Below are 13,311 nucleotides of genomic sequence, written 5' to 3'. Positions count from 1 at the left end.
TATGCCGTAGTTTTAATGGATCCTAAATTGGCTATCTACTGCACTTCAAGTGCACGACAGCTCTTGCCAATATCGGAATACGTCATAAATGAGACAATATCCGAGCAGGTGCTTGGCCGTAGATTCACGTTGGGGGCAATCCGCCGACCTGGCGTTCAGTTCACGTCTTCGCGCCCGGGGTGGCGACTTGACAGCCGCACGCCCAAGTCCCAGACTTCGAACAACAATCCCGCATATTGAGATGCGCGGCCGGTCACCTGGCCAGCCATCTTCGAGAGCGGCACGAAGATAGGTCGTCAAGACCAGTGGAAACGCATCGGGAGACGAGATGAAACTGCGAACCGCGCTTGCCGCCGCCGCATCCTGCACCGCCATCATGGTCTGCACGACCGGCCCGGCCCTGGCCCAGGCCCCGAAGGGCAATCTCGACGCCAACGGCGTGCCCTGCAACGGCGAACTGGACGGCGCGCGCCAATGCATCCCCACGGCCATCGCCAAGGGCTCCGCCGATCGGCCGTATCGCAAGGCGGGACACTCGGATGGCCGCCTGGCGGGTCCGGGCCGCGGCTTCAACCTCGGAGCCAAGGAACTGATCTACGCGGCGGTGCCGGGCAGCATCGTGGTCTTGGACGCCAAGGACAACTACAGCTTCGTCAAGCGGATCAACTTCCAGTGGCGTCCGGCGCCCATCGCGCCGGAGTCGGTGTCGGCGATGATGGCCAACCCCGTCACCAACATGATCTACGTCTCGACGCGCGGTCACCTCATCGCCATCGACCTGCTGACGGAGAAGGTGGTCTGGGAGAACGCCTACGAGCCCGGCACCTGCTGCGAACGCGGCGAGATCACGCCCGACGGCCTGACCCTGGTGGTCGGCTCGGACCTGAAGAACTTCCACCGGGTGATCGATGCGAAGACCGGCGAGGTCAAGGGGACCATCCCCACGCCGATGAGCATGTTCAACCACAACATGAACCTCAGCCCTGACGGCAAGACCGACTTCGCCGCGCCCAACGGCATCACCATGACGATCGCCGATGTGCCCAGCCGCAAGCCGATCAAGACCATCACCTTCTCGGACCACATCCGGGTCTTCGTGATCAACCACGACGCCACGCGGATCTACGCCAACCTCAACAACCTGCTGGGCTTCGAGATCGCCGACGTGAAGAGCGGCAAGGTGATCAAGCGCATCGAGGCGCCGGCGGAGATGTGGAAGGCCAAATGGGCCGATCCGAACCTCAACTTCTTCGGGCACGGCGCGCCGATGCATGGTCTGGCGCTGACCCCTGACGAGAGCGAGGTCTGGCTGCCCGACGCCATCAACAACCAGGTGCTGGTCTACGACAATACCGGCGAATGGCCGGTGCTCGCGCCGCAAAAGAGCTTCAAGACCAACGGCGCGCCGAACGGCTGGATCACCATGGGCCTCGACGGCAAGCGCGCCTACATGGCCTCGGGCGATGTGGTCGACGTGGCGACCCACACCATCGTCGGCCAGCTGCGGGACGAATACGGCCGGCACATGGACAGCGAGAAGGTCCAGGACATGGCCTTCGACATCAACGGCCACCTGGTCCGAACGGTCGACCAGTTCGCCGTCGGCGTGCCGAGCGCGGTGGAAGCCCGGCTGGCCCGTGAAAAGGGCACGGCCCGCGCCGAGCGCTGAGGTGGCGTCCGCAGCTAGCCGGGGCCTGAGACGGATCGGCTGCCTCGCGGCGCTCGCCGGCGCCTGCGGATTGGCCGCCGCCCCGGCGGTCGGCCTGCCCGGCGACGCGGCGGCCATCGCCAAGGCCTCGAAGCTCGACAAGGACCCGGCGGATTTCGAGGCGGTGACCGTGGTCTGCACCCGCTGCCACGCCTCGTCGCAGTTCCTCAGCACGCCGCGCTCGTCGGCCCGTTGGGAGGAGACCTACGGCCAGATGTCGCGCCTGGGCGCCACCGGCTCCGACGAGCAGCTGAACCGGGTGGTCGCCTATTTCCAGAAGAACCTGACGATCATCAACGTGAACACCTCTCCGGCCGAGGAGCTGGGGCCGACCCTACAGCTTGGCGACGACGCGGTGGACGCGATCCTGGCGCGGCGGGCGAAGCGCCCGTTCGCGGACATCGCTGACCTGGCGACCATTCCCGGCGTTGACCGCGCCATCCTGGAGACGTTGAAATCCAACGGCTGCCTGCAGTTCTAGGCTGAACAGGCGCGCGGGAGGATCAGGTCGGGACGCCATGGGCATGAGCGACGCCGCCTCTCTTGACGCCGCCATGGAGGCGGCTGTCGCCCACCAGCGGGCCGGCCGCCTGGCGGAGGCCGAGCGCCTCTATCGCAAGGTGCTGCAGCAGCGACCCGTCGACGCCATCGCCAACCATAATCTCGGGGCCGTGCTCGCCCAGTCCAGCCAGCCGGAGCAGGGCCTCGCCTTCCTCAAGCGCGCCCTGCAGGCTGAGCCCGCCCAGGGCCAGTACTGGCTCTCCTATGCCCGCGGCCTGCTGGCCTGCGGCCGGCCGGACGAGGCGCTGCGGTTGCTGGAGACGGCGCGCCAGCGTGGCCTCTCCGGCCCCGGCCTCGACGGCATGGCGGCGCAGGCGCAGGCGGACCTGGGCGCCGCGCACAGCGCCAACGGCCGGCTGGCGGAGGCCATCGCCGCCTACCGCCGCGCGGTGGCGATCCGCCCGGAATTCGCCGAGGCCCATTTCCACCTGGCCGCGGCGCTCTCCCAGACCGGCGCCATCGCCGAGGGATTCGAGCACTTCATGCGCCGCGCGGACCTGGTCTACGGCCCGCAGGCGCCGCCTCGCCCGCCGAGCCCGCTCGAGCCGGCGCACAAGCTGAAGCACGACCGCGAGCAGCGCGACTACCTCGCCGGCGGCCAGGCGCCGCCGGGCGCGCCGGCGGTCGCCGACATGTTCCGGATCGCCGACGGCGCGCGGCTGTCGGGACCTGCGGTCAATCCCGCCAACGCGACGCCGGAGCTTCTGGCGCACTGGTCGCGCGACTGGCCGCAGCTGGTGGTGATCGACGACTTCCTGACGCCGCCGGCGCTGGAGAAGCTGCGCCTCTACTGCGCCGGGTCGACGATCTGGCGCAGGATCTACCAGGCCGGCTACATCGGCGCGACGCCGGAGGACGGCTTCGCCTGCCCGCTGCTGGCCCAGATCGCCGAGGAGATCCAGGCCACCTACCCCGCGATCTTCGCGCCCCACCGCTTCCGGTACCTCGGCGCGTTCAAGTACGACAGCGAGCTTTCCACCGGCACCAACACCCACGCCGACAACTCGGCAGTGAACGTCAACTTCTACATCACCCCGGACGAGGCCAACCTGGATCCGGCCCATGGCGGCATGGAGATCTGGGACGTCTGCGCGCCCGACGAGCCGACCATGCGCCACTACAACGGCGACGAGGCCGCGGTGCGGGCGTTCCTGGCGCAGTCAGGCGCGAAGTCCACGATCGTGCCGCATCGCGCCAACCGCGCCGTCTTCTTCAAGTCGGCGCTGTTCCACAAGACCGACCAGTGCGCCTTCAAGGAAGGCTACCTGAACAAGCGGATCAACGTGTCACTGCTGTTCGGCGACCTCGACGCCCCCACCCGCTAGCAGCTGGCCCGCCGCCGCTAATGCGCGGCTTCGGCCTTCGGGTACTTGAAGGCGAGGTAGCTGAACGATTTGCCGGTCGGGACCAGCACCTGGTGCGGCAGGCCGGCCGGGATCCAGAGCACGTCGCCGGGCGACATCTGATAGACGCGTCCGCCGGTGATCGCGCCGCCCCGCCACTCGCCCGCCGCGGTCTGGCGATTGCCCTCCACCCGGCCGCCGACCCGCACGCTGGCGTGTCCTTCGCGGGCCACGAACTCGTCGTTCAGCCGGTCGTGCACCTCGACCTCGCCGTCGCGGGTCCGGCGCGCCGCGAGCACGATAGCGCCCGGTCCGGTCGGCACGGTGTAGAGGGCCGTCCCCTCCGTGGTCTTGGCGACCTTCGCGCTCAGCTCCGCGGCGCTGACGTAGGTCCCCTCCTCCGCCGGCTGGGCGACGGCGGCGGACGCCAGGCTCAGGAGGCCGGCGGTGATGGCCGCCAGGGCGGCGCTGCGGACGGAATTTGCGGGCTGGGACACGTCGTCGTTCCTCGAACTGGTGATGGACCTAAGCTCTACCACAGGTCGTCGGCCCGTCACGCCACCGCCGCGCGCCGGGCGCGGAGCGGCAGGTGGGCGAGGGTCGCGGCGGGATCGATGAACAGCCACGCCACGGCGCCGACCATCGACACGCCGGCGGCGAACAGCAGCGACGACGACCAGCCGAACCGGCCGGCGATCACCGGTGTCAGCGAGGCCACGACCGCCCCGCCGATCTGGCAGCCCATGTTCATGACCCCAGCCACCGAGGCGGCCGAGGACTTGCCGAGGTCGGCGCTCAGCGTCCAGTAGGCGCTCTGGGCCAGGTAGAGCGCGCCCGAACCGCCGGCCAGCACCACCGCCGCCAGGCGCGCGTCGGCCACCTGGGTCGCCAGCGCCACGAACACCGCCGAGAGGCCCATGCCGAGGGCGGCCAGGACGCAGCGGCCGAGGCGCTGGCCGTAGCGGATCGCCAGCTTGTCGGAGACCCAGCCGCCGAGCGGCGAGGCGACGGCCATGGCGATGAACGGCAGCGTCCCGTAGAGGCCGCTCGACTTCAGGTCGAGGCCCCGGACCTTGGACAGGTAGATGAAGAACCAGCTGAAGAAGATGTAGGCCACGTAGCCGAAGCAGAAATAGCTCAGCGTCAGCAGGGCCACGTGGCGGCTGGCCACGATGGTGCGCCAGGCGAGCGGCTGGGCCGCGCCCACCGCGTGGTCCGCCGGACGCCCGGCAGTGATGTGGGCGAGCTCGGCGGCGTTCACCCGCGGGTGCTTCTCGGGCCGGTCGCGGGCCAGCAGCACCCAGACGACGAACGCCAGGAGGCCGATGGCGGCGCTGATCCAGAAGGCCCACCGCCAGCCGTGGTTGAGCATGATGGTGGTGATCAGCGGCGGCGCGACCCCGGCCCCCAGGCCGACGCCGGCGAAGATCAGGCCGTTGGCCAACCCCCGCTCCTGCGCCGGCATCCAGTTGGCCACCAGCCGGTTGCTGGCCGGAAAGATCACCGCCTCGCCGACGCCGAGGATGAACCGCACCGCCAGCAGCAGGACGAACGCGCCGGCGAACGCCGACGGGATCATCGCGGTCATGGCGGTGAGCGCGCTCCACCACAGGATGCCCACGGCGGTCATCTTGTAGGCGCCGAACCGGTCGGCCAGGCGCCCGGCGAGCGGCTGGGTGAAGGCGTAGCCGAGCACGAAGGCGCTGAACACCATGCCCAGTTGCACGTCGCTCAGGCCCAGGTCCTGGCGCAGGTAGACCGCGGCGATCGAGATGTTGGCGCGGTCGAGATAGGAGACCGAAGCGACGCCGAGGGTGAGCGCGATCATCAGCCAGCGGACGCGGCTGCGGCGCCCCGCTTCGGCGGTCTGGGTCATGGCGTCCTACCTTCGGAAATCGGGGACGCCGCCGGCGGGGGAGCGCCGGCGGCGAGGCCCGGCCGTCACATGCGGAAGCGCAGGCCGATCGTGTACATGCGGCCGATCAGGTCATAGAGCGTGCGGTTGCCGAAGCTGCTGCCGGCGATCAGGAAGCCGGGCGTGGCCGGCGGGTCCTTGTCGAACAGGTTGTTCACCGTGAAGAAGCCGACCAGCCGCTTGTCGGCGGTGATGTCATAGGTGACCGTCGCGTCGGTGTAGAAGACCGCCGGCACGTGGTTGCGGCTGATGTCGGTCGGGCTCAGCGTGTTGTCGAACCGGCCGTCGCCGATCCACCGCTCCTGGACGAACATCCGGGCCCGCCCGACGTCGAGCGACGCGGTGAACACCCCGCTCCAGTGCGGCGTGCTGTTGTTGCCGATGTCGCCGGCCAGCTTCAGCGGCGGGGCGCCCTGCACCTGGGTGGTGAACTCCATCAGGTGGTTGACCAGCGCCCGGAACGACAGGGTCCCGTCCCAGCTGTCCGAGAAGTTCGACAGCGGGACCGTGTAGGAGGCCTCGGCGTCGATGCCCTTGGTCAGCCGCTGGGCGACGTTGAAGAACGGCAGCCGCACCCGGGTGATGGTGTTCGCCGCGTTGCGCTCGATGAAGCCGCAGATCTCGGTCGCGCCGGCCTGGCAGAGGTTGATCTCCTGCTGGGCGGTCAGGGCGGAAATCGCGTCGGCGATATTGATGTCGTAGTAGTCGACCGAGACGCTGAGGCCGGAAATGAAGGTCGGCGCAGCCACGAAGCCGATGACCGTGGTGTCGGACAGCTCCGGCGTCAGCGCGGGGTTGCCGACCGCGCCGGTGAGCGCGTTGGTCGCCGCGCCGCCGTTCCGCGGATCGGTGACCGTCGAGGTCCCCTGGCTGGAGCCCTGATAGAGCTCGCCGAGGTTCGGCGCGCGGATGTCGCGCGAGCGGGTGGCCCGCAGCGTCAGGCCGTCGAACGGCTGGTAGACCGCCCCCACCTTCCAGGAGGTGACCCCACCGCTGGTGCTGTAGTCGGTGTAGCGGACCGCGCCGTTCAGGGTCAGCGACTTGGCCAGCGGCGCGTCGGTGAGCAGCGGGACCTGGGCTTCCGCGAAGGCTTCCTTCACGTCGTAGCTGCCGGCGGTCGGCTGCGGATTGGTCCGCTCGAAGCCGCCCAGGGTGTTGACCAGGCCGCTGGGATAGCCGGGGATGCCGGCGCCGGTGCGGATCTCGGTGGAGCGGCTGTCGGTGGTCTGGGTGAACTCTTCCTTGCGGTAGCCGACGCCGGCGGCGGCGGAGACGGGGCCTGCCGGCAGCTTGAAGACCTCACCCTGGATGCTGAACTCGGCGACGTCCTGCTGGACCTTCACGTCCTGCACGGCCGTGCCGACGATGTAGGCCCGCGAGGCCGCTGACGGCGAGCCGTAGCCGAAGATGTTCAGCGGCACGCAGCCGTTGTTGGGATCGGTCAGGGTGGTGCGGCAGACGATCTGGCCGTTGGCCGGGTTCACCACCGCATCGGCGGCCCGATAGAGGTTGTCGGAGATCGGGTCGTCGGAGGTCTTGTAGTTGGCGTGGTTGCGTCCGGTCTGGGCGTAGCCGTGATAGGACCAGCTGCCGCCCAGCTTGCCGTCGAAGCCGACGGTGAAGGTCTTGGTGTCGCTGACCCCGTCGAGGTGGGGGATGGCGATGTCCGGACTGATCCGGCCCACCACCACCGAGTTGATGCCGCCGGCCGCCATCTGCGAGCGCACCGAGGCCGGCAGGTAGGCGTTGTCGGCGAAGATGTTGAAGGCCGTGGCGCTCAGCTCGAAGGTCGGCAGGCTGTTGTAGCTGACCTTGTTGCGGGCGATGTTCGTCTCGGCGAACACCGTCAGATTGTCGGTGACGTCATAGGTGACGTGGCCGAACACCGCGTCGCGCTGCTGCTTGGGCTGGAGGGTCAGGAGCAGACCCGGATTGTAGCCGCCGCCGCCCTGCATCTGGGTCGAGCTGACGAACTGACCGTACTGGAACGGCTGCGCCACGCCGCCGGGACCGAAGGTCGTGCCGCGGAGCGAGGTGTTGGTGATCAGCCCGCCGAGCGCGGCGATCGACGAATAGGGCTGGGTGACGACGAGCTGCTTCGGGTTGCTCGGCGAGGCCGGATTGGCGGCGGTCACGTTGGGGTTGGTGATCGCCCCCAGCGCATACTGGGTGAAGTCGCGGCCCTGGGCGTATTTCACGCCGTCGCTGTAGTAGTGCTCGCCGCTCGCCACCACGTGCAGGCGATCTTCCAGGAAGCTGCCGCCCCAGGTGAGCGAGGCCTTGTAGTTGCTGTCGTCGGTGTGCTGGGAGATGCCGCCCTGGACCTCGCCCTTGAGGCCGACGAACTTGGTGTTGAGGATGAAGTTGACCACCCCGGCCACGGCGTCGGAGCCGTAGGCGGCCGAGGCGCCGCCGGTGACCACGTCGACGCGCTGGACCAGGGATTCTGGCAGCAGGGCGACGTCGACGCTGCCGGCCGACGAGGCCGGGACGACGCGCCGGCCGTCGAGCAGGACCAGGGTCCGCTGGGTGCCGAGGCCGCGAAGGTTGAGGTAGGCCGCGCCGTTGGAGCCGGTGGTGCCGGTGCCCTGGTTCTGGACGCTGGGCGAGCCCTTGAAGATCGGCAGTTGCAGCAGGCCGTCGGTGATGGTCCGCGGCGCCGCCATCTGCAGCTGCTGGGAGGACACAACCGTGACGGGCGTCGGGGCGCGGGTTCCGTCGGTGACCACGCGGGAGCCGGTCACCACCACCTCGCTGATCTCGTCGTTGGCGCTCTTCTGCTGCGCCGAGGCCGGCGTGGCCAGAGCGAGCGCCGCGAACGCCAGCGTCGAGCTCGAAAGCAGGACGGCGCGCAGCCGGCTGGTGGCTGACAGGTGGTTGGATTTCATTTTGTCCCTCCCCAGGAACTCTATGTTTCCGCCCCGCTGGCCTTCTCGGGCCATGCGGAGCCGTGACGCGTGACTCTCAGGCGGCTCCCCGTGCGGCTCCCCGTGCGCGCGCCGCCTGTTCGTGAATTGTCGTGGGTCGGGAGTTCGTGGGCAGGCGTCCGCGCGCCCGGCGCACGGAGCTGAACCTGTTCGTCCCCTGGCTCGTGGTCTTCGCCACTGTCGCCTCCCGCAGCCGCCCGGGCGGGCGACCAGTTTCAGCAGATCCCAAGGACCTGCCCCTGTGAGTGGTCGCGGCTGCGACGTCTCACTATATGATATTACAATCCTACATTTGGAACACAAATTGTCAAGCGTGTCGCCGGACGGCGTTACGCCGGTGCAATTCAGTAGGTCGTGCGCCCGCCGGAGGTGTCGAAGGTGGCGGCGGTGGAGAAGGAGCACTCCTCGCTCACCAACCAGCAGACCAGGGCCGCCGTCTCCTCGACTCCGCCCAGCCGGCCCATGGGAATCTTCGAGCGCATGTAGTCGATCTGGCTCTGCGGCATCTGACTGAGGATCGGGCTCTCGAAGGCCGCCGGCGTGATGCTGTTGACCAACACGCCCTGGGTGGCGAGTTCCTTGCCGAGCGACTTGGTGAAGCCGATCACCGCGGCCTTCGAGGCCGAGTAGGCCGAGGCGTTGGGATTGCCCTCCTTGCCGGCCACGGAGGCGACGTTGACGATCCGCCCGTAGCCGTTCTCCAGCATCAGCGGAACGACTTCCCGGCAGCTGTAGAAGAGGCCATTGAGGTTGATGTCGATGACGCGGCGCCAGCTGTCGACGGGGAACTCGTGGACAGGGCTGGTCGCCCCGGTGATGCCGGCGCTGGCGACCAGGATGTCGACCTTGCCCAAGGCGGCCTTGCTGGACTGGGCGGCCTTGGCGACCTGCGCGTGGTCGGAAACGTCGAGCGCGACGGTGTAGGTCGCGCCGATGGCGGACTTCGCCTCCTCAAGGTGCTCGGCGTTGATGTCCCAGAGCGCGACCTGGCCGCCTTCGGCGACGATCCGCGCCGCGGTCTCGCGGCCAAGCCCGGACGCGCCGCCGGTGATGATGGCTGTGCGTCCAGCAAAGCGACCTGGGTAAACGGTCATGCTGCCTCCCTTTTCCTGTTTCGCCCGGCGTACCTCCGCCGTGGCGCCCAACGTCTTCCCGGCCGACGGCGGCGGAGGTCCGGTCGTGCGGAGCGGCGCAACGCGCTCAGCACCGGCTCGCCCAAACCCGCGGCGGCGCCACGGCGCCGGCGCCACGAGGTTGAACCAAGCTTGATCTCCGTCCGGGGTCAGCCCATCAATTGGCGCCGACCTTCCCTCTTGTGTCGTCCCATTATGTGAGATAGTTGTCTATATTATGAGGAATAGTGGGTCAATAGATGAGATGGCGCGGGAGCCTGCGCCGGCCCCCCCGGCAGGCGCCCAGACCCTGTTGCGGGGCCTGGATCTGCTTGAGGCGGTGATGGCCCGGCCGGCGGCGTTGGCGGAGCTGTCCACCCGGCTGGGCCTGAACCGCAGCACGGTGCACCGGCTGGCGTCCGCCCTCGTGGAGCGCGGCTACCTGAAGCTCGTCCCGCGCCAGGGCTACACCCTGGGCGCCAAGCTGCTGGAGATGGGCTTCGCCGCGCGCGAACAGATCAACCTGCCGCGGGTCGCCCGCCCTTTTCTTGAAGGCCTTTGCGAGCTCACCGGCGACGCGGTCCATCTTGGCGTGCTGGACGGCGACAAGGCGCTCTACCTGGACAAGCTGCCCGGGCGCCGCCGCATCGAGATCGGCTCGCGGGTGGGCGAGCGCCATCCGCTCTGCTCCACCGGCCTCGGCAAGGCCCTGCTGATCGACACCGCGCCCGAGCAGTGGCGGGCGATCTTCGACGCCGAGGCGGGCCGCGGGAAGCTCGACGGCGCCGCCTTCGACACGTGGGCCGAGCGGATGCACGGCTACGCCGCCGGCGGCTACTCCTTCGACCTGGAGGAAAACGAAGACCGCATCCGATGTGTCGGCGCGCCGATCCGTGACGGCTCAGGGGCCATCGTCGGCGCGATCAGCGTCTCCAGCGTCGCCCAGTACATGGACGACGCGCGCATGGGCGAGCTGGTCGGCACGGTCACCGACGTGGCGGCCGCCATCAGCCGCGAGCTCGGCTGGCGGGCCAACGGCGACGGCGCGCAAGCCTAGGATGCGGCCGGTCGCGAGCGTGTCGGACTTCCGCGAGGCGGCCCGTCGCCGCCTGCCGCCGTTCCTGTTCCACTACATCGACGGCGCCGCCTATGACGAGGTCACCTGCCGCCGCAACGTGGAGGACCTGAGACAGGTCGCCCTGCGCCAGCGGGTGCTCAACGACGTCTCGGAGATCGACCTCTCCACCACCCTGTTCGGCCGCCGCCAGAGCCTGCCGGTGGCGCTGGGTCCGGTGGGCCTGAGCGGCATGTACGCCCGCCGCGGCGAGGTCCAGGCCGCCCGCGCCGCCGAGGCCAAGGGCGTGCCGATGTGCCTGTCGACGGTCTCCGTCTGCCCTCTGGCCGAGGTCGCGGCGGCCACGAAGGACCCCCTGTGGTTCCAGCTCTACGTCATCCGCGACCGCGCCTTCATGATCGACCTGCTCGCCCAGGCGAAGGCGGCGGGATGTTCGGCCCTGGTCTTCACCGTCGACATGCCGATGCCCGGCGCCCGCCACCGCGACCAGCACTCCGGCATGTCCGGTCCCAACGCCGCCGTCAGGCGGTTCGCCCAGGCGGTCACCCACCCGCAATGGGCATGGGACGTGGGCGTCCGCGGCCGGCCGCACAATCTCGGCAACATCGCCCCGGTGCTGGGCGACAGCAGCGGGCTGGAGGATTTCATCGGCTGGATGGCGCGCAACTTCGATCCGCGGGTCACCTGGCGCGACCTGGGCTTCATCCGCGAGCACTGGGACGGTCCGCTGATCATCAAGGGCATCCTCGACCCGCAGGACGCGCGCGAGGCCCGGGCCCTGCAGGCCGATGGGGTGGTGGTCTCGAACCATGGCGGACGCCAGCTCGACGGCGTGATGTCCACCGCCCGCGCGCTGCCCGCCGTGGCCGAGGCGGCCGGCGACGCCCTGACCGTGCTGGTCGACGGCGGCGTGCGCTCGGGCCTCGACGTGGTCCGGATGCTGGCGCTGGGCGCGAAGGGCGTGCTGCTCGGCCGCGCCTGGGCCTATGCGCTGGGCGCGCAGGGCGGCGCCGGCGTCGCCAGACTGCTGGACATCATCGAGGCCGAGATGCGCATCGCCATGGCGCTGACCGGATCGACCGACGTCCGCCAGCTGGACCGCAGCATCCTCGCGGAGTAGCGCGCAAGGCTTCGGGGCCGCTATTTCGCGCGCCAGGCGCCCTCGGGCAGCTCGACCACGCCCGAGGCCTCGCGCCGCCGTCCGCCGAAGCCGAACCCGAAGCCGGTGTCCGCCATCTCGGCCTTCCCGTGGCGCTTCTCGATGTCCTTCTGCAGGGCGTTGGCGGCCATCAGGTGGCCGCGGAACAGGGTGTCCATGGCCCAGCCGACGATCGGGACCTCGGTCATGGCGCTGTTGGCCACGAGATAGACGCCCATCCGCAGCAGGGTGTAGGCCGACGCCCCGGCCTGGAGCGCTTCGAACACCAGCAGGCCGCCGGCCCCGACGCTGTACATCAGGTTCGCGCCCGGCACCCAGGCCAGCACGCCGTCGAGGCCAAGGCCCCACGGCCCGATCTTGATCAGGTTGTCGGAGAGCCGCTTGATGCGCTCGGCGTTGCGCCAGGCGCGGTGTGCGCGTTCGCGAGTGACGTCCATGTGATCCCCAACGTCCGTCGTGTCCCTCCGGCTCCAAGTGGGGAGCTTCGGCGCAATATCGAGCGGGGCCGTACGCCGCACCTCAGCCCCACAGCTCCGGCGACGGCGGCTCGAGCAGCGAGCCGGTGATCGCCAGGCCGGGCTCGCGGTCGCGGGCCAGCAGCAGCGGTCCGTCGAGGTCCACGAACCCCGCCCCCTGGGCGAGGATCATCGCCGGCGCGATGGCCAGCGAGGTGGCCACCATGCAGCCGGTCATGATCCCGAACCCCTGCGTCCGCGCCGCCTGGGCCAGCGCCAGCGCCTCGGTGAGCCCGCCGGCCTTGTCGAGCTTGATGTTCACGTAGGCGTAGCGGCCGGCGCAGGCGGCCAGATCGGCGCGGGTGTGCAGGCTCTCGTCGGCGCACAGCGGCACGGGGCTGACGTAGCCGTCGAGCGCGGCGTCGTCGCCGACGGGGAGCGGCTGCTCGATTAGCTGGACCTCGAGGCGGGCGAACTCCGGCGCCAGTCGCCGCAGCTCGTCGAAGCCCAGCGACTCGTTGGCGTCGACGATCAGCCGGGTGCGCGGCGCGGCGGCGCGGACCGCAGCCACGCCCGCCAGGTCGTCCGGCCCGCCGATCTTCAGCTTCAGCATCGGCCGGCGCGCCTGGATCGCCGCCGCGGCGGCCATCTCCTTGGGCGTGCCCAGGCTGATCGTGAAGCAGGTCTTCACCGGGTCGAGGCGCGCGCGCCCGGCCAGCGTCCAGGCCCGCACCCCGGCCCGCTTGGCGTCGAGATCCCAGAGCGCGCAGTCGAGGGCGTTGCGCGCAGCGCCGGCCGTCAGCAGGTCCTGCAGCTCCGCGCGCCCGGCTCCGGCCTCGAGGGCGTCACCCGCCGAGGCGATCTGCGCCAGGACGCTGTCAACGCTCTCGCCGTAGCGCGCATATGGCGTCGCCTCGCCGCGGCCCCGGCAGGCCCCGTCGGAAATCTCGGCGACCACCACCTCGGCCTCGGTCTTGGCGCCGCGGGCGATGACGAAGGCTTCGGCCAGCGGCCAGCGCTCGGCCCGGGCGGTCAGGCGGGGCACGGACGCGCCCT

General features: G+C 69.8%; 11 protein-coding genes. 5 read left to right on the top strand and 6 right to left on the bottom strand.

The window, feature by feature from the left end; translation table 11 throughout:
• Positions 1–328: 328 nt before the first annotated feature.
• The 3 genes from DJ021_RS13370 to DJ021_RS13360 are packed head-to-tail and all read left to right on the top strand — an operon-like array spanning position 329 to position 3,594.
• Positions 329–1,669 carry a beta-propeller fold lactonase family protein gene (locus DJ021_RS13370; RefSeq protein ID WP_111458019.1) on the top strand — a complete coding sequence of 447 codons (1,341 nt, stop codon included), beginning with the start codon at positions 329–331 and terminating at the stop codon, positions 1,667–1,669.
• Between the two features lies 1 nt (position 1,670).
• Positions 1,671–2,189, top strand: coding sequence for a ComEA family DNA-binding protein (locus DJ021_RS13365; RefSeq protein WP_133255009.1), 519 nt, complete (start codon positions 1,671–1,673; stop codon positions 2,187–2,189).
• Between the two features lie 43 nt (positions 2,190–2,232).
• Positions 2,233–3,594: a tetratricopeptide repeat protein gene (locus DJ021_RS13360; protein WP_165837213.1), complete on the top strand. Its 1,362-nt coding sequence runs from the start codon at positions 2,233–2,235 to the stop codon at positions 3,592–3,594.
• Between the two features lie 17 nt (positions 3,595–3,611).
• Here DJ021_RS13360 and DJ021_RS13355 read toward each other — a convergent pair whose 3' ends face one another.
• The 4 genes from DJ021_RS13355 to DJ021_RS13340 all read right to left on the bottom strand — a co-directional run bounded on the left by DJ021_RS13355 (position 3,612) and on the right by DJ021_RS13340 (position 9,548).
• Positions 3,612–4,109, bottom strand: a complete 498-nt coding sequence (locus tag DJ021_RS13355; protein WP_111458016.1) for an AraC family ligand binding domain-containing protein — start codon at positions 4,107–4,109, stop codon at positions 3,612–3,614.
• A gap of 56 nt (positions 4,110–4,165) precedes the next feature.
• Positions 4,166–5,488, bottom strand: coding sequence for an MFS transporter (locus DJ021_RS13350; RefSeq protein ID WP_111458015.1), 1,323 nt, complete (start codon positions 5,486–5,488; stop codon positions 4,166–4,168).
• 65 nt (positions 5,489–5,553) lie between these two features.
• On the bottom strand, positions 5,554–8,415 hold the full coding sequence (locus DJ021_RS13345) for a TonB-dependent receptor plug domain-containing protein (protein WP_165837212.1): 2,862 nt from the start codon (positions 8,413–8,415) through the stop codon (positions 5,554–5,556).
• Between the two features lie 383 nt (positions 8,416–8,798).
• Positions 8,799–9,548 (bottom strand): SDR family NAD(P)-dependent oxidoreductase, encoded by a 750-nt coding sequence (locus tag DJ021_RS13340; protein WP_111458013.1) that lies wholly within the window; start codon positions 9,546–9,548, stop codon positions 8,799–8,801.
• A gap of 256 nt (positions 9,549–9,804) precedes the next feature.
• Here DJ021_RS13340 and DJ021_RS13335 point away from each other — a divergent pair, with 256 nt between their 5' ends.
• Positions 9,805–10,623, top strand: coding sequence for an IclR family transcriptional regulator (locus DJ021_RS13335; RefSeq protein WP_111458012.1), 819 nt, complete (start codon positions 9,805–9,807; stop codon positions 10,621–10,623).
• Position 10,624: 1 nt separating this feature from the next.
• Positions 10,625–11,761, top strand: a complete 1,137-nt coding sequence (gene lldD, locus DJ021_RS13330; protein WP_111458011.1) for an FMN-dependent L-lactate dehydrogenase LldD — start codon at positions 10,625–10,627, stop codon at positions 11,759–11,761.
• A 20-nt stretch (positions 11,762–11,781) separates the two neighbouring features.
• On the opposite strand, the gene DJ021_RS13325 is transcribed toward lldD, so the two are convergent.
• Both DJ021_RS13325 and dgcA read right to left on the bottom strand, forming a co-directional pair.
• The gene (locus DJ021_RS13325; protein ID WP_111458010.1) at positions 11,782–12,237 is read right to left on the bottom strand and encodes a DUF4112 domain-containing protein; all 456 of its coding nucleotides are present in this window, start codon (positions 12,235–12,237) and stop codon (positions 11,782–11,784) included.
• A gap of 82 nt (positions 12,238–12,319) precedes the next feature.
• A complete protein-coding gene (dgcA, locus tag DJ021_RS13320; protein ID WP_111458009.1) occupies positions 12,320–13,300 on the bottom strand; it encodes an N-acetyl-D-Glu racemase DgcA in 981 nt (326 codons plus the stop codon).
• Positions 13,301–13,311 lie beyond the last annotated feature (11 nt).

The organism is Phenylobacterium hankyongense (assembly GCF_003254505.1).
Taxonomy (GTDB): Bacteria; Pseudomonadota; Alphaproteobacteria; order Caulobacterales; family Caulobacteraceae; genus Phenylobacterium; species Phenylobacterium hankyongense.
Note: the sequence above shows the minus strand (reverse complement) of the source record. Positions and strands in the feature narration are given on the sequence as shown.